Origin of the sequence: Paenarthrobacter aromaticivorans (genome assembly GCF_019038615.1) — a bacterium.
GTDB lineage: Bacteria > Actinomycetota > Actinomycetes > Actinomycetales > Micrococcaceae > Arthrobacter > Arthrobacter aromaticivorans.
The window spans coordinates 192,576-215,664 of record NZ_JAHOPC010000003.1 but is presented as its reverse complement, the minus strand read 5'-3'; the positions used below and the strand labels follow the sequence as shown (position 1 = coordinate 215,664).

The 23,089-nt window shown below is 61.4% G+C and carries 20 protein-coding genes; 11 read left to right on the top strand and 9 right to left on the bottom strand.

Annotated elements, in window-relative coordinates; all coding sequences use genetic code 11:
• Nucleotides 1-6 precede the first annotated feature (6 nt).
• Nucleotides 7-522 (bottom strand): DoxX family membrane protein, encoded by a 516-nt coding sequence (locus KSW38_RS07660; RefSeq protein ID WP_216923993.1) that lies wholly within the window; start codon nucleotides 520-522, stop codon nucleotides 7-9.
• A 192-nt stretch (nucleotides 523-714) separates the two neighbouring features.
• On the opposite strand from KSW38_RS07660, the gene KSW38_RS07655 reads away from it, so the two are divergent.
• Together KSW38_RS07655 and rsrA are read left to right on the top strand one after the other, a co-directional pair.
• Nucleotides 715-1,527 (top strand): sigma-70 family RNA polymerase sigma factor, encoded by an 813-nt coding sequence (locus tag KSW38_RS07655; RefSeq protein ID WP_305798951.1) that lies wholly within the window; start codon nucleotides 715-717, stop codon nucleotides 1,525-1,527.
• A complete protein-coding gene (gene rsrA / locus KSW38_RS07650; protein ID WP_216923992.1) occupies nucleotides 1,524-1,784 on the top strand; it encodes a mycothiol system anti-sigma-R factor in 261 nt (86 codons plus the stop codon). The genes KSW38_RS07655 and rsrA overlap by 4 nt, the downstream gene beginning before the upstream one ends.
• Nucleotides 1,785-1,899: 115 nt before the next feature.
• Here the strand turns inward: rsrA and KSW38_RS23810 are convergent, their stop codons facing one another.
• From KSW38_RS23810 to KSW38_RS07630, 5 genes are all read right to left on the bottom strand, one after another.
• Nucleotides 1,900-1,974 (bottom strand): 50S ribosomal protein bL37, encoded by a 75-nt coding sequence (locus KSW38_RS23810; RefSeq protein ID WP_369299106.1) that lies wholly within the window; start codon nucleotides 1,972-1,974, stop codon nucleotides 1,900-1,902.
• A 91-nt stretch (nucleotides 1,975-2,065) separates the two neighbouring features.
• On the bottom strand, nucleotides 2,066-2,680 hold the full coding sequence (locus KSW38_RS07645; protein WP_216923991.1) for a PadR family transcriptional regulator: 615 nt from the start codon (nucleotides 2,678-2,680) through the stop codon (nucleotides 2,066-2,068).
• On the bottom strand, nucleotides 2,680-3,528 hold the full coding sequence (locus KSW38_RS07640; protein WP_216923990.1) for a DUF4097 family beta strand repeat-containing protein: 849 nt from the start codon (nucleotides 3,526-3,528) through the stop codon (nucleotides 2,680-2,682). The genes KSW38_RS07645 and KSW38_RS07640 overlap by 1 nt, the downstream gene beginning before the upstream one ends.
• An 83-nt stretch (nucleotides 3,529-3,611) precedes the next feature.
• Nucleotides 3,612-4,211, bottom strand: coding sequence for a GDSL-type esterase/lipase family protein (locus KSW38_RS07635; RefSeq protein ID WP_216923989.1), 600 nt, complete (start codon nucleotides 4,209-4,211; stop codon nucleotides 3,612-3,614).
• Nucleotides 4,212-4,352: 141 nt separating this feature from the next.
• Entirely contained in the window at nucleotides 4,353-8,171 is a 3,819-nt protein-coding gene (locus KSW38_RS07630; protein WP_216923988.1) for a multifunctional oxoglutarate decarboxylase/oxoglutarate dehydrogenase thiamine pyrophosphate-binding subunit/dihydrolipoyllysine-residue succinyltransferase subunit, read from the bottom strand.
• A gap of 486 nt (nucleotides 8,172-8,657) precedes the next feature.
• Between KSW38_RS07630 and KSW38_RS07625 the strand changes: the two genes are divergently transcribed.
• The 5 genes from KSW38_RS07625 to KSW38_RS07605 all read left to right on the top strand — a co-directional run bounded on the left by KSW38_RS07625 (nucleotide 8,658) and on the right by KSW38_RS07605 (nucleotide 14,075).
• The gene (locus KSW38_RS07625) at nucleotides 8,658-10,010 is read left to right on the top strand and encodes a hemolysin family protein (protein WP_216923987.1); all 1,353 of its coding nucleotides are present in this window, start codon (nucleotides 8,658-8,660) and stop codon (nucleotides 10,008-10,010) included.
• Nucleotides 10,007-11,080: a hemolysin family protein gene (locus KSW38_RS07620; protein WP_216923986.1), complete on the top strand. Its 1,074-nt coding sequence runs from the start codon at nucleotides 10,007-10,009 to the stop codon at nucleotides 11,078-11,080. The genes KSW38_RS07625 and KSW38_RS07620 overlap by 4 nt, the downstream gene beginning before the upstream one ends.
• 155 nt (nucleotides 11,081-11,235) lie before the next feature.
• Entirely contained in the window at nucleotides 11,236-12,186 is a 951-nt protein-coding gene (locus KSW38_RS07615) for a metal ABC transporter solute-binding protein, Zn/Mn family (RefSeq protein WP_216924168.1), read from the top strand.
• Nucleotides 12,187-12,350: 164 nt separating this feature from the next.
• Nucleotides 12,351-13,184, top strand: a complete 834-nt coding sequence (locus tag KSW38_RS07610; RefSeq protein WP_216923985.1) for a metal ABC transporter ATP-binding protein — start codon at nucleotides 12,351-12,353, stop codon at nucleotides 13,182-13,184.
• On the top strand, nucleotides 13,185-14,075 hold the full coding sequence (locus KSW38_RS07605) for a metal ABC transporter permease (RefSeq protein WP_216923984.1): 891 nt from the start codon (nucleotides 13,185-13,187) through the stop codon (nucleotides 14,073-14,075). It begins immediately after the preceding gene.
• Here KSW38_RS07605 and KSW38_RS07600 read toward each other — a convergent pair.
• On the bottom strand, nucleotides 14,072-14,539 hold the full coding sequence (locus KSW38_RS07600) for a Fur family transcriptional regulator (RefSeq protein ID WP_216923983.1): 468 nt from the start codon (nucleotides 14,537-14,539) through the stop codon (nucleotides 14,072-14,074). The genes KSW38_RS07605 and KSW38_RS07600 overlap by 4 nt on opposite strands.
• Before the next feature lie 94 nt (nucleotides 14,540-14,633).
• Here KSW38_RS07600 and KSW38_RS07595 point away from each other — a divergent pair, with 94 nt between their 5' ends.
• Entirely contained in the window at nucleotides 14,634-15,311 is a 678-nt protein-coding gene (locus KSW38_RS07595) for an MBL fold metallo-hydrolase (protein ID WP_216923982.1), read from the top strand.
• Here the strand turns inward: KSW38_RS07595 and cds1 are convergent.
• The gene (cds1, locus tag KSW38_RS07590; RefSeq protein WP_216923981.1) at nucleotides 15,308-16,390 is read right to left on the bottom strand and encodes an L-cysteine desulfhydrase Cds1; all 1,083 of its coding nucleotides are present in this window, start codon (nucleotides 16,388-16,390) and stop codon (nucleotides 15,308-15,310) included. The genes KSW38_RS07595 and cds1 overlap by 4 nt on opposite strands.
• 97 nt (nucleotides 16,391-16,487) lie before the next feature.
• Here cds1 and KSW38_RS07585 point away from each other — a divergent pair, with 97 nt between their 5' ends.
• Genes KSW38_RS07585 through KSW38_RS07575 form a run of 3 tightly spaced genes read left to right on the top strand, consistent with a single transcriptional unit; the run spans nucleotide 16,488 to nucleotide 19,035 of the window.
• Nucleotides 16,488-17,417: a sulfurtransferase gene (locus KSW38_RS07585; protein ID WP_216923980.1), complete on the top strand. Its 930-nt coding sequence runs from the start codon at nucleotides 16,488-16,490 to the stop codon at nucleotides 17,415-17,417.
• Nucleotides 17,414-18,610, top strand: coding sequence for an NAD(P)-dependent alcohol dehydrogenase (locus tag KSW38_RS07580; RefSeq protein ID WP_254186197.1), 1,197 nt, complete (start codon nucleotides 17,414-17,416; stop codon nucleotides 18,608-18,610). Before KSW38_RS07585 ends, KSW38_RS07580 begins: the two co-directional genes overlap by 4 nt.
• Nucleotides 18,607-19,035, top strand: coding sequence for an HIT family protein (locus KSW38_RS07575; protein WP_216923979.1), 429 nt, complete (start codon nucleotides 18,607-18,609; stop codon nucleotides 19,033-19,035). Before KSW38_RS07580 ends, KSW38_RS07575 begins: the two co-directional genes overlap by 4 nt.
• A gap of 3 nt (nucleotides 19,036-19,038) precedes the next feature.
• On the opposite strand, the gene hrpA is transcribed toward KSW38_RS07575, so the two are convergent.
• Nucleotides 19,039-23,034, bottom strand: coding sequence for an ATP-dependent RNA helicase HrpA (hrpA, locus tag KSW38_RS07570; RefSeq protein ID WP_216923978.1), 3,996 nt, complete (start codon nucleotides 23,032-23,034; stop codon nucleotides 19,039-19,041).
• Nucleotides 23,035-23,089 lie beyond the last annotated feature (55 nt).

The following is a 23,089-nucleotide window of genomic DNA, read 5'->3' as shown; positions in this document are numbered from 1 at the left end:
GCTTCCTTATGCTCCAACTGCGTTGTCAACGGCCTTGCGTACTGCTTTGTCTGCCCGTTTGAGCTGCTTGCCCGTGACCTTCCTGGCGTCGGCAGCCAGATGTTCGGCCCGCCATGCGAGGCTGGGGCGGCCTTCAGTATCGACAGAAGCCAACAAAACGCCGCCGGTAAGGGAAATGTTCTTCAGGAGTTGGGCCCGGCGTGCGCTCCGGCCGTCCTTGGTGCTGATGTCGGCTGAGCGCCACTCCACGTAGGAGTTCAGTGCCGACGTCAACGCCAGAACCGTTGCCGCGAAGCGGGAGAACTTGCCGAGGCCGAGCAGGGCGCCTGCACCCAGTTGTGCGCCGCCGATAACGCGGGCCAGGACCTTCTCATCTGTCGGGAAGGGCAGTGACTCCGATGCACGGCGAAGGACCGGCGACAGTTGCTTCGCAGTGTCGTCCGCGTTCTTGAGCTTGTCGAGACCTGCAATGACGAAGCTGGACGCGAGCATCGGCCGCGCGAGAAAACGGATAACAGACATGTCTTGCCTCCTGGATGGCTTGCCACGATATTCATGACGATATTCAATACGTGCTGTGTTCAAGGGGTGCAGTCTGCTCTAGTCTTGCATCTTTGCGGAATATTTACCCAGCGGCTGCCGTTGTGAACAAGAGGAACGGTGAAGACCGGGCCGCGGCAAGGCGTTGCCGCTTCGCTGAACGGAGTTGGTTTTTTGACCTTGGTTAGGGACCGTGTGGGTCTCCTGGAGCCCGGGTATCCTGCGCAGCCGGATTCCCGGAAGCTGACAGTAGACTTGGCAACGATGAGCACCATTGAACCGGCCGCAGCGGCCATGTACGAAGCAGCCGACCCGTCCCCGGAGGACGGCGCAGCAGACGCATCGGCACCGGCCGACGTCGATCTCGCCACGGAAACTCCCGAACAGCGGCGGGAGCGCTTCGAGCGCGACGCCATGCAGTACGTGGACCAGCTGTATTCAGCGGCAATGAGGATGGCGCGGAATCCCTCCGATGCCGAAGACCTCGTCCAAGAGGCTTACACCAAGGCGTTTTCGGCTTTCCACCAGTACAAGCCGGGGACCAACCTCAAGGCTTGGCTATACCGGATCCTGACGAATACCTACATCAACCTCTATCGGAAGCGGCAGCGTGAACCGCTGCAGTCCAACTCGGACACGATTGAGGATTGGCAGCTGGCAAAGGCGGAATCGCACACCTCGTCGGGGTTGCGCTCCGCAGAGGCTGAAGCCTTGGACCACCTGCCCGATTCCGACGTCAAGAGCGCGTTGCAGGCCATCCCGGAGGAATTCCGGTTGGCTGTGTACTTCGCCGACGTCGAGGGATATGCCTACAAGCAGATTTCCGAAATCATGAACACCCCGATCGGCACAGTCATGTCGCGGTTGCACCGCGGCCGCAAGATGCTGCGGGACATGCTGGCGGATTACGCCGCAGAACGGGGCTTCAAGGCCCACACCGAAGACCAGGCTGCGGCCGGGAGCAACAATCAGGAGAAAGAGCAATGAGCGACTGCCAGGGATTGGGCGATTGCGACGATACACGGATGCAGCGGATCTATGAGTACCTCGACGGCGCACTGACGCGCGAGGACCTCACAGAAATCAAGCAGCACTTGGACACCTGCGAGGAATGTGCTGAGCAGTATGACCTTGAGTGCCTGATCCGCACCATGGTCAAGCGCTCGTGCACGGAGTCCGCGCCGGAGAACCTCAAGAACTCGATACTTGACCGGATCCACTCCATCAAGCCGGTGGAGGCCTGATCCAACGCCGCTGTTCCAGCAATGGGGCCAGGTAAAGCGCCCAAACGCCAAGGGCCCCGGAAACCGAATGGTTTCCGGGGCCCTTGCTGTTAAGCCTTGACGCTAAGCCGATGGCTTAGGTGTTGGGACGCTTGCCGTGGTTCGCGCCGCCGCGCTTACGGTCACGACGCTTACGTGCACGCTTGCTCATAGCTGGCCTCCTTCGATGATTGATACTCAATAGAGCTGCCCTCCAGTTTCGCACATCCGGGCGTTCGCTCGCGAACCGGGTTGGACGACTGTCAGCTCCGCAGCGAATTCCTGATTGAGATGCGGGCTTGGTCCAACACTGCGCGCACTGTCTCAAGGGTTACGGGATTCAGCGGGTGCGAGGCGCTGTGTTGACGCAACTCCACGCGGATGTCATCGCGGAATGATTGGACCAGGAGCTCGGCCTCTTTGAGCATTCGGTGACCCTCAGGGGAAAAGCCCGCCGTCCTGCTTTGGAAGGTGGCGGCCGTCGCAGTGGAGCGCGCGGCCTCAGCCGTAGCGGCGAGATCCGCCTTCAGGCCACGCATGTTGGTTCTAATGTCTTCCCGAAGGTTGTCGGCCAGTCGACGCACGGAGGCTGAGATATTATCCTCGACGTCGGCAAGCTCCTGCCGCCGTCGGTTCAGCTCCGCCAGTCCTGCTTCGGTGATGAAGTACTTGGTGCGGCGGCCCTCGGTCTCTGTAGCTACAAGGCCTTCCTCTTCCAGTTTCCCAAGACGAGGATAGATCGTCCCGGCGCTGGGGGAGTAGGTGCCGCCGAACCGGTCACCCAGGGCCTTGATCAGCTCGTATCCGTGCTTGGGTCCTGACTCAAGCAGCGCCAGAAGGTACAAGCGCAGGGCGCCATGCGCAAAAACAGGAGGCATCAGAGACCCGCCTCCCCAGGCACCGGGTGGTCATTTCCCGAGGCTGGCGCCGTGCCATGCATGATGTAAGTCTTGCCGGAGACTGTGTTGGTCCGCACCAGCATGAGCCTCTCATCCGGACCGACGATGGTCTGCACCTTGCTTCCGGGTTGGGCATACATCTGGTCATCAATGATGACGGTCCCGCTGGCGGACTTGGCAACGATGTCCAGGCCGACGTCGTGCGGCAGCCGGATGGTGAGGTCCCCTGACACCGAATTGGCTCCGAGGTCGTTGGTGTAGTCGTGAAGGTCGAAGCTGAGGTCACCGCTCACGGTGCTTGCCCTGACGTTCTTGAACTTGCCCGAGGCGGTGACTTCACCTGAAACGCTCTTGGCGGTCAGGACGCCGTCGTGGTTTCTGGCTATGACTTCGCCACTGACGGTGTTGACGTGCAATTCACCGCTGGTGTCGTCGGCCATGACCGAGCCCGAAACTGTGTTGAGCCGAATCCGTCCCTTGACGCCGGAGACCATGCCATCGCCGTTTACTGTTCCCGCTTCGACGTCCACTCCGTGCGGAAGTGCGATCCCGACTACAACGGAGTTGGTGCTGGTGTTGTTGACGGTACCCATCAGGTTTCGAAACCAACCTTGTGGTCCTTGGAGTTGGTGGCGTACCTCCAGGCGGCCGTTAACCAGAGTGACGGTCAGGGGGTCGCCGCTGATTTCGCTGACCTCGATCCGGACGAAGGGTTCGTCGTGGTTGACGACGTCGAACCTTCCCTTGACTATTCCAAGTTTGAGCGAGTGGACATCGTCCACATCAATAGTTTGTGGGCCGGTCACGGTCCAAAGCTCGTCAGACATGATCCCTCCAAATTGCGATATATCGCGTTGATGAAAACACGATATATCGCGAATAGGGGGAACGCAATGGTTTGCTGGGAGGGCTACTCCGGCTGGGCGATGTTAAGCCACTGGAACCAGCCGCGGTGCAGCACGAGCCACGCGATCAATCCGTAGCCAGCCTGTCCGGGTGTCCCTCCATTGGCTGCGAGGTCCGTCCTCCATTGCTCGTGGTTCAGCAATGGAGAGAAAGTGTCAACGTAGTGGTGGTTGCGGCGGGTGGTGACATCGGCAAATGCTGTGTTCAAATCGGCCAGGCGTTTGTTGCGCGCGGGATCGAGAGTGGGTGGCGGGCCCACCACGAACACTTCAACGCCACTGTGCGAGGCCCCATCAAGGATATTGGCCAGGTTCAACCGGCTGCGTGCCGTGGAAAGCCCGAACTCCAGGTCACGGCCGGAGAGTCCTATGACCAATCGGTTCTCGTGCGAGTCGCTGAAACGGCGGCCGGCTTCGTCCTGCCATCGCGAGGCCAGTCCCTCGGTGCCTTCCATGGGGCAGGGGAGTGAGAAGCTTTCCACCACGACGGTGTCCTGGGGCGTGCGGGCCAGCACTCTTCCGAGCCAGCCCAAGGCGCGGGGGTCACCCAAGCCGGCGAGCAATTCATCTCCTACAGCCGCGATACGCAGCTTCCTGTCTTCCACGGTTACCTCTTCACACTCGTTACGGTCCTTGCACGGCTTTTGGATCTGCGGCCGGCTTGATGAACCGGGTACCTGTCCCATTAAACAGAACTGCCCGGCTGGAAGTGCATTGACAGCACCTCCAGCCGGGCAGTTTCTTGGCTACTTGCGTTCGAACGCCTGCTTGATCAAGGCATCCTGCTCAGCAGCGTGACGCTTCATGGAGCCTGCGGCGGTGGACGCAGATGCCGGACGCGACACGAGGCGGAGTTTGCGATCCAGCTCCGGTGCTAGGTTCAGGCCCATGAACGGCCACGGACCCTGGTTGGCGGGCTCGTCCTGGGCCCAGACGATGTCAGCGTTCGGGTACTTGGCGAGCTCTGCATCAATTTCGGCCTTCGGCAGCGGGTACAGCTGCTCCACGCGGATGATGGCAGTCGAGGTGTCCCCGGACTTCTGTCGGTTGGACAGGAGGTCGTAGTACAGGCGGCCGGAGACCAGGATGACCCGGTCCACGTTTGCAGCCTCTACCTCGGGATCGCTGATGACTGGCCTGAACCCGCCGGTAGTGAAGTCCTCGACGGCGGACGCGGCGCCCTTGAGGCGCAGCAACTGCTTCGGCGTGAAGATGATCAACGGCTTGCGGGGACGGCTGTAAGCCTGGCGACGCAGCAGGTGGAAGTGGGACGCTGCCGTGGTGGGGTTGGCGACGATCATGTTGTCCTCTGCACAGAGCTGCAGGAACCGCTCGATGCGTGCAGATGAGTGGTCAGGACCTTGGCCTTCGTAGCCGTGCGGCAGCATCAGCACGAGCGAGGAACGCTGTCCCCACTTCTGCTCAGCGGAGGAAATGAATTCGTCGATGATGGTCTGCGCACCGTTGACGAAGTCACCGAACTGGGCTTCCCACAGCACGAGGGCGTCGGGGCGCTCCACCGAGTATCCGTATTCAAAGCCCATGGCCGCATATTCGGACAGCAGGGAGTCATAGATCCACAGCTTGGCCTGGTTGTCCGAGAGGTTGCCCAGGGGCAGCCACTCATTGCCATTCGCGCGGTCGTGGAACACTGCGTGACGCTGCACGAAGGTACCGCGGCGCGAGTCCTGGCCGGCCAGCCGGACGGGGACGCCCTCCATGATCAGCGACCCGAAGGCCGCGATCTCGCCAAAGCCCCAGTCAATGCCGCCTTCACGGGACATTTGCTCACGCTTCTCCAGGAGCTGCTTGAGCTTGGAGTGAACCGTGAAGCCCTCCGGGATCTCCAGGTGGGCCTTGCCGATGCGGGCAAGGGTCTCGGGGGAGATGGCCGTGGAAGCCGGTGAGTTGGTTCCGAAGTCCGCCTGCTGGGCAATCGGGCGCTCGATGTCCGAGACAGCAGCAGAGTCAGCCGTGATGATCGGGATGGGGGAGGTCTGCGCTGCATGCGTCTCAGCAAAGACCCGCTCAAGGCGTTCCTGGTAGTCGCGGAGCAGCTGCTCGGCTTCTTCCTCGGTGATGTCGCCACGGCCGATCAGCGATTCGGTGTACAGCTTGCGGACCGAACGCTTGGCTTCGATCAGGTTGTACATCAGCGGCTGCGTCATCGAGGGGTCATCACCCTCGTTGTGACCACGGCGGCGGTAGCACACCATGTCGATGACAACGTCCTTGTGGAAGCGCTGGCGGAACTCGTAGGCGAGCTGCGCAACACGCACCACGGCTTCGGGGTCATCGCCATTCACGTGGAACACGGGGGCCTGGATCATCTTGGCAACATCCGTGGAGTACGTGGACGAACGCGAAGAGGACGGTGCCGTGGTGAAGCCAACCTGGTTGTTCACAATCACGTGGATGGTGCCACCCGTGCGGTAACCACGCAGCTGGGAAAGGTTGAGGGTCTCAGCAACAACACCTTGGCCTGCGAAGGCAGCGTCACCGTGAACCATGATCGGCAGGACCGGGAAGGACTCCCCTTGGTCCAGGCGGTCCTGCTTGGCGCGGACGATGCCCTCGAGCACGGAGTCGACTGCTTCAAGGTGGGACGGGTTGGCGGCGAGGTAGACCTTCGTCTGCTTGCCGTTGTCCGAGGTAAAGGTGCCTTCAGTACCGAGGTGGTACTTCACATCGCCGGACCCTTGGACAGAGCGCGGGTCCTGCGTTCCTTCGAATTCACGGAACACCTGTGCGTAGGTCTTGCCTGCGATGTTGGTGAGCACGTTCAGGCGGCCACGGTGGGCCATGCCGATCGCGACTTCGTCCAGGCCGTCGTCGGCAGCGTCCGAGATGACAGCGTCAAGGAGCGGAATAAGTGACTCGCCGCCTTCGAGGGAGAAGCGCTTCTGCCCGACGAACTTGGTCTGGAGGAAGGTCTCGAAAGCCTCGGCTGCATTGAGTTTTGAAACGATGCGCAGCTGCTCTTCCCGACTCGGCTTGGAGTACGGGTGCTCCAGCTGGTCCTGGAACCACTTACGCTCCGCAGGCTCCTGGATGTGCATGTACTCGATGCCTGTGGTGCGGCAGTAGGCATCCCGCAGTACACCAAGGATGTCGCGGAACTTCAGCTGCGGCTTGCCGCCGAAGCCACCTGTGGGCCATTCGCGGTCCAGGTCCCAGAGCGTGAGGCCGTAGGTCAGGACATCAAGGTCAGGGTGCTTGCGCTGTACGTATTCCAGGGGATCCGTGTCTGCCATGAGGTGGCCACGCACACGGTAGGAGTGGATGAGCTGCTGGATGCGGGCAACCTTGTTGATCTCATCTGCAGGGTCTACCTGGAGGTCAGGGCTCCAACGGACGGGTTCGTACGGAATGCGGAGGGCTTCAAAGATTTCGTCGTAGAAGTTCTGCGCACCAAGGAGGAGCTGGTGGACGAGCTTGAGGAACTCGCCGCTGCCTGCGCCCTGGATGACCCGGTGGTCGTAGGTGGAGGTCAGCGTGAGGATCTTGCTGATGGCGTTCTGGGCGATGATCTTCTCGCTGGCACCCTGGAACTCGGCCGGGTAGTCAAGGGCGCCGACGCCGATGATGGCTGCCTGTCCCTTGGAGAGACGTGGTACTGAGTGAACCGTGCCGATGCCGCCGGGGTTGGTCAGGGAGACCGTGGTGCCGGCGTGGTCATCTGCCGTGAGCTTGCCGTTGCGGGCCCGCTTGATGAGGTCCTCGTAGGTGTGCCAGAACTCGGCAAAGTCCATGGTCTCGGCCTTCTTGATGTTGGGAACCATCAGGAGGCGGGTGCCATCGGGCTTGGGCATGTCAATGGCGATGCCAAAGTTGACATGGGCGGGCTGGACAGCGCTCGGCTTGCCATCAATTTCGTCGTAGTAGACGTTCATTGACGGGAACTGGGAGAGCGCGCGCACAACCGCGTAGCCAATGAGGTGGGTGAAGGACACCTTGCCGCCGCGGGCACGTGCAAGGTTGGAGTTGATGACAACGCGGTTGTCGATCAGCAGCTTGGCAGGAACTGCCCGGACACTCGTGGCCGTAGGCACCTCAAGGCTGGTCACCATGTTGGTAGCGATGGCCTTGGCCGGTCCGCGGAGGACGGAAACGACGTCTTCCTCGGGAGCGGTGGGAGCCTTGGTGCTCTTGGGCAGCTGGGCAGGAATCGGCTGTGCGGCATTGCCGCCGACGGGCTTCTTTGCTCCGTCCTTGGCAACCGTGGCGGGGGCTTTCTTCGCCGGAGCCGGGGCTGCTGCTTCAGCAGGGGCAGCGGTTGCAGGGGTGGTGGCCGGGGCAGCTTCGGGGGCGGCCGGCGCCGGTGCCGGTGCCGCTTCAGCCGGAGCTACGACGGGAAGAACTTGGGTGGGGGGATTGGCAGCGGCTGTGGCTGCGGAGGTTCCGTTGGAAGAAGTGCCGTCACCGGTATCGAAGGATTCGAAGAGCGGCCACCACTTGGCGTCGACCGAATTCTTGTCCTGCTGGTACCGCTCGTACAGTTCGTCAACGAGCCACTCGTTTCCGCCAAATTCCTCTGGTAGACGGTGGCTGGGCTGCTCTGGCACTTGAAATACGCCTCTTCCATGAGTTTTGATTTCCCGCTGGCCAAGGTTGCTTTTCCGCAACAATGCACCAGGGTCCGGGTCCCGCGAACTCAGACCTTTGTCAGTCTAGTTAGGATCGTTGGTTAACTGCCAATAGTGGTGACCTAAATCATGTTGAGGCCGACGTAATGCCCAGGCACCCATTTTTCCTTCAGCGCGTCACCACTGCATGGGCCCGCAGTACCTGCCCTGTAGACTGAAACCCTTATGGACAGTAAATCTAGGTGCCGGCCTGGGAACTGTCGGGGGAGCCGATCAGGCAACTCCGCACAGCGCGCCCCTCGAGCCGGCAACACCCGTTCACATGCCCATCACGCGCCGGCTTTCCAAGCCGGTGGTGCCACGGACCATGCGTCTGCGGCACCCGATCAGCCTCCGCCGGGGCGAATCTCCCCTTTGGGGGCAAGTTCCGCACTGCAAGCGCCTGCCCTTGGAGGGAAGCGCTAAGTGGAATGGTTTCTCCTCCTTGCCGGCTTTGCCCTGATTCTTGGCACCGGCTTTTTTGTAGCAGTTGAGTTTTCCCTCGTTGCCCTGGACCAGGCGAGCGTTCAGCGCGCAGTTGACAACGGCGACCACGGCGCAGCTCCGCTGCTGAAGTGCTTGAAGTCCCTGTCCACCCAACTTTCCAGCTGCCAACTTGGCATCACGCTGACCACGCTCTTGACGGGTTTCGTTATGGAGCCATCTGTGGGGCAGCTCCTGGTGGGGCCGCTGGGCCTGCTGGGCCTCAGTCCGGAGGTCGCACATTCCATAGCCCTTGTTCTCGCAATGGCCTTCGCCACTTTGTTGTCGATGCTCCTGGGCGAGCTGGTACCCAAGAATATGGCCATCGCCCTTGCATTCCCGCTGGGCAGGAAGCTTGCCAGGCCACAACTGATTTTCACGGCGGTCTTCAAGCCGGCCATCGTGGTGCTGAACGGCTTCTCCAACAAGGTACTGAACTTGTTTGGGCTTGAAGCGAAAGAGGAAATCTCGGGAGCCCGGACTCCCGCCGAGCTGGCTTCACTGGTCCGGCGTTCCGCGGAGCTCGGCACACTGGACGCAGGCACAGCAAACTTTGTGGCGAGAACCTTGAATTTCTCGGGCCGCACTGCAGCGGACGTCATGACGCCGCGCATCCGGATGGAAACGATTGATGCCGACCAGCCTGTGAGCGACATCCTCGACGCCGCGCGGCGAACCGGATACTCCCGTTTCCCGGTGATTGGTGATTCGGCTGACGACATCCGCGGCGTGGTCCACATCAAGAAAGCAGTGGCTGTGCCTGCCGATCGTCGGGCGAAGCTTCAGGCCGGGGCGATCATGACGGACGTACTTCGCGTTCCCGAGACCATACATTTGGATGCCCTACTCTCCGAACTGCGCGAAGGAAACCTGCAACTGGCTGTCGTTCTGGATGAATATGGTGGCACTGCAGGGATAGCAACCCTGGAAGATCTGGTTGAGGAAATCGTGGGGGAGGTTTCCGATGAACACGACAAGGTCCGGCCCGGCCTTTTGCAGAGCGCATCCGGCGACTGGTACTTTCCTGGCCTGCTGAGGCCGGATGAGGTGTCCGAACAAATCCCCAACCTGACTGTTCCCGATGAGGCCGCCTACGAAACTGTTGGCGGTTATGTGATGAGCAAGCTTGGGCGCATCGCGAAAGTTGGTGATGTGGTGGAGGCCGGCGGCGGCACGCTGACCGTGACCCGGATGGACGGTCGGAGAATTGACCGGATCTGCTTCCACCACATTGAAGAAGATGAAGCGACGCTTGAGGACACGCAGAATGACCGCCACGAAGCAGGTGCCGTATGAGTGACTGGGCGGGAATTGCCTGGCTCGTGGTTCTTTTGATCGGCAATGCTTTCTTCGTGGGTGCGGAATTCGCGGTCATGTCCGCACGCCGCAGCCAGATTGAGCCTTTGGCGCAAGCTGGATCAAAGCGGGCGCAGACTACGCTGCGGGCCATGGAAAGTGTCTCCCTGATGCTGGCCTGCGCGCAGTTGGGCATCACAGTATGCTCGCTCTTGATTCTTCAGGTTGCCGAGCCCGCCATCCATCACCTGTTGGCGGAGCCCCTTGAAATGGTTGGCGTCCCGATGGAGCTGGCGGATGTTATCGCCTTTGCCATTGCCCTCCTCTTTGTCACGTTCCTGCATGTGACGTTCGGAGAGATGGTCCCCAAGAACATCTCGGTATCCGTGGCGGACAAGGCGGCACTGCTGTTGGCGCCGCCGTTGGTGTTTATCGGCCGCATGGTCAAACCGGTGATCTGGACCCTCAACTGGCTTGCAAACCACATCCTCCGATTGATGAAGATCGAGCCCAAGGATGAAGTGTCGTCTTCGTTCACCCTTGAGGAAGTCCAGTCGATTGTGCAGGAATCCACGCGGCATGGCCTGGTGGACGATGACGCCGGCTTGCTCAGCGGTGCCCTGGAGTTCTCTGAACACACGGCGTCGCACATCATGGTTCCGTTGGACAAGCTGGTGGTCCTGAGGACAGCGTCGACTCCCGTCGAGTTGGAAAAGGCGGTCAGCCGTACGGGCTTCTCACGGTTCCCCATGGTGGACGACGACGGCGAACTTGCCGGATACCTGCACGTCAAGGACATCCTCTCCATACCTGAGGAGGGTCGCCGCCATCCGATTGCCGAGGGGCGGATCCGTTCCCTGGCGAACCTGTCCCCTGAGGATGAGATTGAGCAGGCGATGTCTGTGATGCAGCGCACCGGATCGCATCTGGCCCGTGTGGTTGGACCTGGAGGCGCCACACAGGGCGTGTTGTTCCTTGAGGACGTGATCGAGCAGTTGGTGGGCGAGATCCGCGATGCGACCCAGGCGACGGGTATCCGCCGTCTTGGTGGTCCGCAGACCCAGCAATAGCGGGAAATTGTGGCTGGCGCCGACCTCCCGGGTCGGTGCCAGCACTGCTAAATAGGAATCATTCCCATTTGGGACTAAACTGAACCCGACCAGTAAATGTTTTTGATTCTCATTTGAGTAGATCCGAGGTTTCCGTGCGTCGTTCTGTCGCCCGCATGTCATTGGCCGCTTCTGCCGGCCTTGCCGCCCTGTTGCTTTCATCCTGTGCCGGTAGCGCTGGGGCTGGAGCCCCATCGTCATCGTCGGGAGCCATTGAAGTGGTGACCTCCACGAATGTTTACGGGGATGTCGTGAAGGCCATCGGCGGAGACAAAGTCAACGTGAACGCGATCATCACCAAGACGAGCCAGGACCCACATTCTTACGAAGCCAGTGCGCAAGACAAGCTGGTCATCTCCAAAGCCAAGCTCGTGGTGGAGAACGGCGGAGGCTATGACGAATTCCTCCACAAAATCGCCGATGAGACCAACGTTGGCCACGAAAATATGATCAGCGCAGTTGAGGTCTCGGGGTTGGCTCCGGAAGAGGAAAGCCACAGCGAAGCTGCGTCCTCCGAGGAGGGCCACAACCATGACCACGGCGAGTTCAACGAGCACGTCTGGTACAGCCTGGACACGATGGGCAAATTGGCTGACGCGGTTGCCGGCAAACTCAGCAGCCTGGACGCTGCATCTGCTTCGACCTTCACCGCCAACGCCAACACGTTCAAGGCGAAGCTGACCGAGCTCAACGGGAAGCTTGCTGCCCTGAAGGAAGGCAACGACCACACTCCTGTGGCGATCACCGAACCCGTTCCTTTGTACCTGCTGGCGGCGGCCGGACTGGAGAACAAGACGCCGGAGGCCTACAGTGCAGCGATTGAAGAGGGAACCGATGTTCCGGCGTCGGTCCTGAAGGAAACCACAGACCTGGTGGGATCCGGAGGTGTCCGGCTGCTGGCGTACAACGAACAGACGGAAGGGCCGCAGACCGAGTCCGTAAAGCGGGCTGCCGAGACGGCGGGCGTGCCTGTAGTGAACTTCACCGAAACCCTGCCGGAGGGCAAGGGCTACCTGCAGTGGATGACAGACAACGTGGAATCCATCACGGCCGCGCTCAAGAAGTAGATTTCCTGACATCCCATTGCGGTGGGGGCTCCGTCGGCGTCCTAAGATATTCAGGATGGCTGCGGGGCCCTCTGTCTCTCACCAGCACAGAAACCTGTACCAGCACAGGCGCCACTGTATGGTGCCACCACCAGTTGCGTTCGCCAGCCGTTCGCCGGCAACGCATGAATCGAGGACAACTTTTGACACCCGTAGTGAGCCTCCGCGGAGCGAGCCTTCAGTTCGGCAAGAGGACACTCTGGCGCGATCTTGATCTCGACATACATCCAGGGGAGTTCTTTGCCGTCCTCGGGCCCAACGGAAGCGGTAAGACCAGCTTCCTGAAGGTTCTCCTGGGGCTTCAGGAACTGAAGTCAGGAACGGTTGCCTTGGGCGGGCATCCTGTGGAGCGAGGCAGCAAACGGATTGGTTACATTCCCCAACAAAAGTCCTTCGCGCCGGACACGCCTTTGCGCGCACGTGACCTGGTAGGGCTGGGCATTGATGGCCACCGGTGGGGTATGCGGGTGGCTTCAAGGAAGGTAAACCAGCGGATCGACGAACTGCTGGAGCTGGTGGGAGCCTCGGACTACGCGAAAGTGCCGGTGGGGCAGTTGTCTGGTGGAGAGCAACAACGACTTCGGGTGGCCCAAGCCCTGGCTACGGAACCACAGGTACTCCTTTGTGATGAACCCTTGCTGTCCTTGGACCTGCATCATCAGCAGGGCGTCAGTTCACTCATCAACGAACAATGCCATGCCCGGAACAGTGCCGTCGTTTTCGTGACGCACGAAATCAATCCCGTGATCGACTACGTTGACCGCGTGCTCTACCTGGCCGGCGGCCATTTCCGTATAGGGACGCCACAGGAAGTGATGACCACCGAAGTCTTGTCCGAGCTGTACAACAGCCACGTGGAAGTCATCCACACCAACGGAAGGATCGTCGTCGTCGGGCTTCCGGACGCGACCACGCACTTCCATGACGACGCGCACGCCACGGCTGGGCAGGAGTTCTAAATGGACCTCAATGGCATCCTGCAGACCATCTTCAACTTTGAGAACTATGGCGAATTGCTGGCACTGGTTCAAAACTCCATTTGGGCCGGCGCTGTCCTTGGACTTCTTGGCGGACTCGTCGGCACGTTCGTGATGAAGCGGGACCTGGCGTTCGCCGTCCATGGCATCTCTGAACTGTCGTTTGCAGGTGCGGCTTTTGCCCTGCTGATCGGTGCCGATATCATTTTCGGCTCGCTGATCGGCTCAGTGGCTGCGGCACTGCTGCTGGGACTCATGGGGGTGAGGGCCCGGGACAAGAACTCGATCATCGGCGTGATCATGCCGTTCGGGCTTGGCCTGGGCATCTTGTTCCTTGCCCTGTATGAGGGCCGGGCCGCCAACAAATTCGGCCTGCTCACCGGACAGATCGTTTCCGTGGACACTGTCCAGCTCCAGGCACTCGCGGGAACGGCGGTCCTGGTGATGATTGCCCTCGGGGCAATCTGGCGCCCGCTCAGTTTTGCCAGCGTGGACCCTGAAATGGCGGAAGCCCGTGGTGTTCCCGTTCGGGGCCTGGCGATCGGCTTCATGGTGCTGCTGGGGGTCAGTGTGGCTTTGTCCATCCAGATTGTGGGCGCACTGCTGGTTTTGGCGCTGCTCATCACACCGGCCGCTGCCGCACTGCGGGTTACCACTTCACCACGCCTGGTGGTGCTTTTGAGTGTTGTGTTCGCGACCGCCGCCACGGTGGGTGGAATTCTGCTTGCCCTTGGCAGCCGGATTCCCATCAGCCCCTATGTCACCACGTTGTCATTCCTTATTTACGTAGTGTGCCGTGTCATCGGGCGGGTGCGGGCCAACCGTGGCCTCAACGGCCGAGTATCGCGGGACCAGCCTGCCGGCGCTCTCTAGAGCTTTCCGGCGGCCTTCCTGGCTGTGCATTCAGGGCACAGTCCAAAGATCTCCACGGTGTGCGCCACCTCGGTGAAACCATGCTCAGCGGCTGTTCGGGCCGCCCAGGTCTCAACCGCGGGGGCCTCAACTTCCACTGCCTTGCCGCAGTTCCTGCAGAGCAAATGGTGGTGGTGTCCAGTGACGGTGCAGCGGCGGTAGACGGCTTCGCCCTCCCCGTTGCGCAGGACATCAATGAGTCCGTCGTCGGCAAGTGACTGCAGGATGCGGTAGGCCGTGGCAAGGGATACGGAGATGCCCTTGTTCTGCAGCAGGCGGTACAGTTCCTGGGTGCTGACGAAGTCGTCCAATTCATCCAGCGCCGCGCTGACGGCCAGGCGTTGCTTGGTGACGCGCTGCTCCTTGACGCCTGTTACCACAGGCGAAACTGGGCCGGTGGTGGCGGAATTGGTGCCTTGTGGCATTGAAAGACTCACTTCCCTGGAAACGCTGGCAAACCCCAATTTTACCAGCAGGGGAGGCTTGGAAACTGTCGGCGGCCGCCCCTAGGCTGTCACCATGAAGCTCACCAAGTTCACGCATGCCTGTATCCGGCTGGAGAAGGACCGGCGGGTCCTGGTCATCGATCCCGGCACCTTCTCTGAGTCCGAAGAAGCGTTGGCAGGTGCGCACGCTGTCCTTGTAACGCATGAGCACAACGACCATATTGATCGGCCCGCCGTGCTGGCTGCCCTGCGCAGCAACTCTTCGCTTGAGGTCTATGCGCCGGCAGGTGTTGCAAAGTCCCTCACCGAGGCTGCAGGGGTGGACGGAACCGGATCCGAAGCGTTGGCCGATCGCATCCATACGGTCGAGCCGGGGTCCGATTTTGAGGCTGCGGGGTTCCCGGTGCGGACCTTCGGTGGCCAGCATGCAGTCATCCATGCCCAGATTCCCGTGGTGTCAAACATCGGCTACCTGGTGGATGGGAACGTCTTCCACCCTGGGGATTCATTCGTGGTTCCGGACGGTATCAACGTCCAAACCCTCCTGGTGCCCATCCATGCGCCATGGTCCAAAGTGGGGGAAGTGGTGGATTTTGTTATCTCTGTGCGCGCGCCCAAAGCGTTCCCCGTCCATGACGGTCTGCTTAACGAACTGGGTCGCGGGATAGTGGAAGGCCACGTCACGCGGATCGGTGCCCGTTACGGAACCACCTACACCCGACTCGCACCTCGTGAGTCAGTAGAGGTTTAACCGGTCCACACACCGGTTTCGTGGAATCGCTCCAACACCGCTTCATACGGTGCCGGGTCCAGTCCTTTGCTGGCCAGCCACCCGGCGTCGTAATAACTGCCGACATAGCGGTCGCCGCCGTCGCACATGAGCGAGACGATGCTTCCCTTTCGCCCTTCCGAGACCATCTGCGCCACGAGTTGCCAGACGCCCCAAAGGTTGGTGCCCGTAGAGGGCCCTGCATGCAAGCCGGTGAGCTTACGCAGGTGTCGCATGGCCGCCACAGAGGCTGCGTCCGGGACTTGGATCATGTGATCAATGACAGCCGGGACGAAGCTCGGCTCCGCGCGGGGACGGCCGATGCCTTCGATGCGGGACGGCAAACCCGTGGCGGCGGCCGCATCGCCATCACGCCATGCCGGGTAGAACGCAGAGTTCTCCGGGTCCACCACTGCAAGGCAGGTGTTGTGCCTGTTGTATCGCAGGTAGCGACCAATGGTCGCGCTCGTGCCGCCGGTTCCTGCGCCCACCACGATCCATGCGGGAACCGGATGCTCTTCACGGGAGAGCTGCTGGAAGATTGATTCAGCGATGTTGTTGTTGCCCCTCCAGTCCGTGGCGCGCTCGGCGAAGGTGAACTGGTCCATGTAGTAGCCGCCGGACGTTTTCGCGGTCTCCTCCGCCACGGCGTATACCTCTGAAGCGTGATCCACCAAGAGGCAGGCGCCCCCGAACTCCTCGATAAGGGCGATCTTTTCAGGGCTGGTGGTCTTGGTCATGACAGCGATGAAGGGCAAACCAATGAGCCGGGCGAAGTACGCTTCGGAGACCGCCGTGCTGCCGCTGGAGGCTTCCACGATAGTAGTGCCCTCCGTGATCCAGCCATTAACCAGTCCGTAGAGGAACAGCGAACGGGCCAGGCGATGTTTGAGGCTGCCTGATCGGTGCGTCGACTCGTCCTTGAGGTAGAGGTGGACTCCCCAATGTTCAGGCAGTGGGACTGCGTAGAGGTGCGTATCTGCCGAACGGTTGTTCTCGGCTTCGATCTTGCGGATGGCCTCGCTGGCCCAAACCCTGTCCTGAATGCACGAATTGCTCACCGGACAAGCGTACCGGCGGGGCGTAGAACACAAGACTAGGCTGGAAGACGGGCATAGGTAGCACAGCGCCCACGCAGGCTTAGCTGAAGGAGAGCAGATGACCATTCTGATGGAGGCGTCCGAAGTACACCGGCGACTCACGGCGGGGGAGCGTACCGTGCTCCTGGACGTGCGTTGGGTTCTGGGCAGGACGGATGGGCACAGCCAATATCTGGAAGGCCACCTGCCAGGGGCGGTTTTCGTGGACCTGCCCAGCGAACTCGCGGACCACGCACAACCTGCCCTGGGCCGGCACCCCCTTCCCTCCAGCGAACGCTTCCAGCTTGCCGCGCGACGCTGGGGGATCAACGACGGCGACACCGTGGTCGCTTATGACAACAGTGGCAGTATGGCCGCGGCCCGCGCCTGGTGGATGCTGCGGAATGCAGGCGTGGAAACCGTCTACCTGCTCGACGGCGGACTGGCCGCCTGGCGTGCGGCAGGTCACCCTGTGGAGGCAGGCGAGGTGACGCCCGCCGTCGGGAATGTCACCCTGGCCGACGGCAAAATGCCCACTATCACCGAGGAGGAAGCCGCGCACTGGCATGAGCGGGGCGTACTGCTGGATGCGCGCGCCGGGGAACGTTACAGGGGCGAAATCGAACCTATTGACCCCCGCGCCGGACACATACCGGGCGCTGTCAGCGCACCAACTACCGAAAACCTCACCGCGGAAGGCACGTTCCTGCCAGCGGAGGAACTGCGCAGGCGCTTCGCTGGATTGGGAGCTGATGTCCCGGGCAACCTCGCCGTCTATTGCGGGTCCGGCGTTACGGCTGCGCACCAGGTTGCCGCCCTCGAAATTGCCGGACACGCTGCGGCACTCTTCCCGGGCTCGTTCTCGCAATGGTCAAACAACGCCGCGAATCCCGTGGCCGTTGGCACTGAACCATTCGAGGATGGATATGTACTGAACGCCGGGGATTCTCCCAGCGCCCGCGGCCAAAGTGGCACGAGCGCCGCTGCCGGGAGTAGCGTCGGATCATGACTCCTGGACGTCCCGTGCCCCCGCCCTTGGCGAAGCCAATCCCCTTAGACACAGCGAAGCCAATTCCGATGGACACAGCCAATGCTGTTCCTGCGCAGTCGTCGGATCCGGCAGGGTCCACGCTCGCGGCGGCGTTTGGCGCCACCTCCCCGGACAGTGGGTTGGTACCGCTGACTATCGCGCGCCGTGCGCCCAAGGAAGACGATGTGGAGATCGCGATCGAGTTCTGCGGTCTTTGCCACTCCGATGTTCATGTGACCCGTGGCGAATGGCGTTTGCCACCTTATCCGCTGGTTCCGGGCCATGAGATCGTCGGCCGGGTGACGCGGGTGGGTGCTGCTGTGCAGGATTTCGCTCCGGGTGACCGCGTTGGCGTTGGCTGCCTCGTGGATTCCTGCCGCGAGTGCGAGAGCTGCCTGGACGGGCTGGAGCAGTACTGCGAGCGGGGCAATATTGGCACGTACGGAGTTCCGGACCCGCGCAATGGCAACGCAATCACCCAAGGAGGATATTCGACGTCGGTGGTGGTTGACCGGCGCTTCGTGCTACGCATCCCCGAAGCCCTGGACCCTGCGGCAGCCGCCCCTCTGTTGTGCGCGGGAATCACCACATATTCGCCCTTGAGGTACTTCGACGTCGAAGAGGGAGACTCGGTGGGAGTTGTGGGGTTGGGAGGCTTGGGCCACATGGCCGTCAAGATCGCCAAGGCCATGGGCGCGGAGGTTACCGTGTTCACCACCTCTGAAGCGAAGTTCGACGCCGCACGGGAATTGGGGGCGGACCACGTGGTGTTGTCCAGGGATGAAGAGGCCATGGCGGGCGCGAACCGGAGCCTCGACGTCATCATTGACACCGTTGCTGCGCCGCATGACCTCAACCCCTACTTCCGCACGCTGCGGCTTGATGGGGCACTTTTCCAGCTTGGGCTCCCGGCCGAAGACATGCCGCCCGTCAGCCCGGGACTGCTTATACGCCGTCGGTTGGCCTATGCAGGTTCGCTGATTGGCGGGATCGAGGAAACCCAGGAGATGCTCGACTTCTGCGCCGAGCATGGAGTTGCCAGCGACGTCGAGATCGTAGGCGCCGACCAACTCAACGAAGCCTACGACCGTATGGTGGCCGGAGACGTGAAGTACCGATTCGTGCTGGACACCGCAACACTTCAGGAACCCTCAGAAAGGGCAGATGCATGAGCACGCTGTTCACCAGGATCATCAACGGGGAAATCCCGGGCCGTTTTGTGTGGAAGGACGAGGACGTTGTGGCGTTTCTGACAATCGCTCCGATAACGCCGGGACATACACTGGTGGTGCCTCGTGAGGAAGTGGATTCCTGGACGCACGCCAGCCCGGAGCTTTTAGCCAAGGTCATGGACGTTGCCCAGAGGATCGGGAAGGTCCAGGAAGATCTTTTCAGCGCCAAGCGCGTGGGTGTCCTGATGGAAGGCTTCGAGGTGGACCACTTGCACGTCCACATCTGGCCCGCCTACTCGATGGCGGACTTTGAGGTACACAACGTGGACCATAATCCGGACCCTGCCGTCATGGATGCAACGGCTGTGAAGCTCCGCGGGGCCTTGCGGGCTGCCGGCCACGGGGACTGCGTACCTGAAGACTAACCGTCAGGCCGGCGCCAACGCCTGGTTCAGCACCGTTCGGATGCGCTTCTCGGAGACAGAGTAGGCCGTGCCCAACTCGACGGCGAAGAGGCTTACACGCAGCTCCTCGATCATCCAGCGCACCCGGGTTAAATCCGTGCCGGCCCTGCGTCCGGGGAGCAACGCGGACACGGCGTCGTCGTAGTCATCCTCCAGCGCCTGGACGATCGCCATATTCAGACCGTCGCGCTGAACGTTGCCAGGAAGCTTCTCCAGCCGCTTCTCGATCGCCTGCAGGTACCGCGGAAGCTGGCTCAGCTGCGCGTAGCCCGTCTGTGCCACAAAGCCCGGGAAGACCAACTGTTCCAGCTGGCTTTTCATGTCATTGAGGGCGCTGATGAGCGGCAGGCTCGCACTGGACTTCAGCTGCTTTTGGATCCGGCGGGTGCTCGCCAGGATGCGTTCGACGACGGCCGTCACCGTAAAGACGGTATCGATCAGCTCAGCGCGGACTACTTCATACAACGCATCGAAGGCTTCCTTGTCCCAGGGCAGGGCCTCTGGCGTCAGTTTGTCGACGGCAGCGAGGGCGCAGTCAGCGATCAGGGCACTGACGGAGCCATGCGGATTTTGGCTAAAGGTGAGCTTCTCGGTATTGCTGAGGTGCTCCAGCACGTACCTGTCCGGGGCAGGGATCCGAAGAGCGAGAAGCCGGATCACCCCGCCACGCATTGCCGCTTCCTGTTCCTGGCGGGTTTGGAAGACTCTGAGGGCTACAGAGGTGCCCTCATGCACGATCGCCGGGAAGCCGGTGACAGCGTGGCCCTTGACCGTTCGGGTTACTTGGCGTTGCACGGTCCCGAAGTCCCATTCGGTGATACCAGTGCGTTCGGCCACCGCTCCTTGGGCAGGCTGGGCGCCGGCACACACATCAGGACTGCTGCCGGTCCCGGCCGCGGAACCGGCGGTCTTGCCGTTTGAGGCGCCCGGTGCTCCGGCTCTTGTGCCAGCCTTGCCGGGGGCCGTCGTCGCTGGTGTAGCACCGAGCGATTCGGCGATTGCCCGACGTGTGGCCGGGGACAGTTTTTCCTGTAGTTGTGCGAGGTCCTTGCCTTCGTCGAGGACCTTGCCCTTGCTGTCCACCACCTTAAAGCTGACGCGAAGGTGGGGAGGCACGGCTTCCCAGTTCCATGATCCCGGTGGGATGACGTGTCCGCGGAGCCGGCGAAGAACCAGTTCCAAGGAGGGCTCGAGCTCGTCAGTGGCGGGATCGAAGTCTCTTTCCAACGCCTCCGTAGCCTGCCGGGCGACGTCAGGGGCAGGCACGAAGTTCTTCCGAACCTGTTTGGGGAGGGATTTGATAAGCGCTGTGATCAGTTCTACGCGTTGTCCCGGAATCTGCCAGCGGAACGGAGCGTCCTCGAGTTGGTTCAGGAACAACACCGGAACTTCGGCGGTGACACCGTCCGAAGGATTCGGAGCAGATCCAGGAGCCACGGGGTGGAACTCGTAGCTCAGTGGAAGTTCGAAGCCCTTGTGCAGCCAAGTTTTGGGGTAGGCGGAGTCATCGAGGGCCTCGGCGTCCTCGCTCATCAGCAGCGACTGATCAAAATCCAGCAGCGCTGGATCCGCTTGGCGGGCCTCCTTCCACCATATATCAAAATGCCGTTCAGACACGACATCCTTGCCCACTCGGGCGTCATAGAACTCGAAGAGGGTCTGGTCATCCACCAGGATGTCGCGCCGGCGCATCCTGGTTTCAAGCTCCTCGATCTCCTGCAGGAGTACGCGGTTGCGGTGGAAGAATTTGTGATGGGTCTTCCACTCGCCGTCCACCAGCGCGTGGCGGATGAAGAGTTCACGGGACAGTTCCGGATCGATGCGGCCGTAGTTGATCCGACGGTTCGGGATGATGGGCACGCCGTACAGCGTGACTTTCTCGTGGGCCATGACGGCCCCTTGCCGGGAGGACCAATGGGGCTCGCTGTAGGAGCGCTTCACGAGGTCCGGGGCTACCTGTTCCACCCACAAGGGATCGAACCTTGCTGCGACCCGTGCCCACAAGCGGCTGGTTTCCACCAACTCGGCGGCCATAACGAATGCAGGCGATTTCTTGAACAGGGCAGAACCGGGGAAGATTGCGAAGCGGCTGCCGCGGGCGCCGGCGTATTCGCGCTTGCGCTCATCAAGGAGGCCGATGTGGCTCAGCAACCCTGACAGCAGGCTGATGTGAATTCCCTCGTGGTTGCCTACGGGATCTGCTTCACGCTTATTGTCCAGCGAGATACCCAAGGGCTTGGCAAGTTGTCGGAGTTGGGTGAACAGGTCCTGCCACTCCCGGACGCGGAGATAGTTGATGAATTCGTTGCGGCACAGCCGGCGGAACTGCGTTGATGACAGCTCGCGTTGCTTTTCCTGGATGTAGTTCCAGAGGTTGAGGAAGCCAGTGAAGTCCGAGTTCTCATCGCGGAACCGTGCATGCTTCTCAGAAGCGAGTTGCTGTTTGTCGGTTGGCCGTTCGCGCGGATCCTGGATCGTGAGGGCTGCGGCCAGAATCATCACTTCGCGGACACAACCGCGTTTGCCGGCTTCGACAATCATGCGGCCGAGTCTCGGGTCGACCGGCAGCTGGGCCAGCTTCTGCCCGACGGCGGTCAGACCACTGCCGCTCCGACGGTTACCGCGGGGATCCTTGGACGCAGGCGTGTTCGAAGTCGCCGGGCTGAGGGCGCCGAGTTCGCGAAGGAGGGTGACGCCGTCGTTAATGGCGCGTGAATCAGGCGGTTCCACGAACGGGAAGTTCTCAACATCCTTTGGACCGCGGGCAACGCCCATGGCCGTCATCTGCAGAATGACAGCGGCCAGGTTGGTCCTCAGGATTTCCGGGTCCGTGAACTGCGGACGGGACTCAAAGTCTTCTTCTGAGTAGAGACGGATGGCGATGCCCTCGGAAACGCGGCCACACCGTCCGGATCGCTGGTTGGCCGAGGCCTGGGATACACGCTCGATGGGCAGGCGCTGGACCTTGGTCCGGTGCGAATACCGCGAGATGCGGGCCGTGCCCGTATCGATCACGTATTTGATGCCCGGGACAGTCAGCGAGGTTTCCGCCACGTTGGTGGCGAGGATGATGCGTCGCTTTCCACCTGGATTGAACACGCGGTGCTGCTCCTGAAGGCTCAACCTGGCAAAGAGGGGGAGTACTTCCGTACCTGCCAGACGCCGGTTGGTCTGGATGCGGCCATTGATTGCCTCGGCAGCGTCGCGGATTTCCCGCTCGCCGGAGAAGAACACGAGGATGTCGCCCGGTGCCTCCTTGGCCAGTTCGTCTACCGCGTCACAGACCGCATCCAGCGGGTCCCGGTCCTCTTCCAGTTCGTCATCGGAACCGTCCTCGTCGGCTCCGGAAGGCTGCGACAAGGGCCGGTACCGGATCTCTACCGGGTAGGTGCGGCCGGAAACCTCGATGATGGGGGCGGGGGACTCCTCCGTACCAAAGTGCTTGGCAAAGCGTTCAGGATCGATCGTGGCCGAGGTGATGATTACTTTCAGGTCCGGGCGCTGGGGGAGAACCCGCTTCAGATAGCCCAGGATGAAGTCGATGTTGAGGCTGCGCTCGTGGGCCTCGTCAATGATGATGGTGCTGTACTTGCGCAGGAGTTTGTCCCGTTGGATCTCTGCCAGGAGGATGCCATCGGTCATGAGCTTGATCTTGGTCGATGCACTGACCTCGCCAGTGAACCGGACCTGGAAGCCAACTTCCTGGCCGATCTCGACGTCCAACTCGGACGCTATGCGCTCTGCCACAGTCCTGGCCGCCAGCCGGCGTGGCTGTGTGTGCCCGATCAGGCCTTTGTCGGCCAGGCCCAGTTCCAAGCACATCTTGGGGATCTGGGTAGTTTTGCCCGAGCCGGTTTCGCCGGCAATGATGGTCACCTGGTTTGCGGCGATCGCCGCCATCAGATCCTCGCGGCGCTCGGATACCGGCAGCTCAGCGGGGTAGGAAATATGAAGTGTCATGGCTGCTGCCAGTCTACTGTGGCTTCGCGTCAACGTCCGCTGTCGCATTCACATG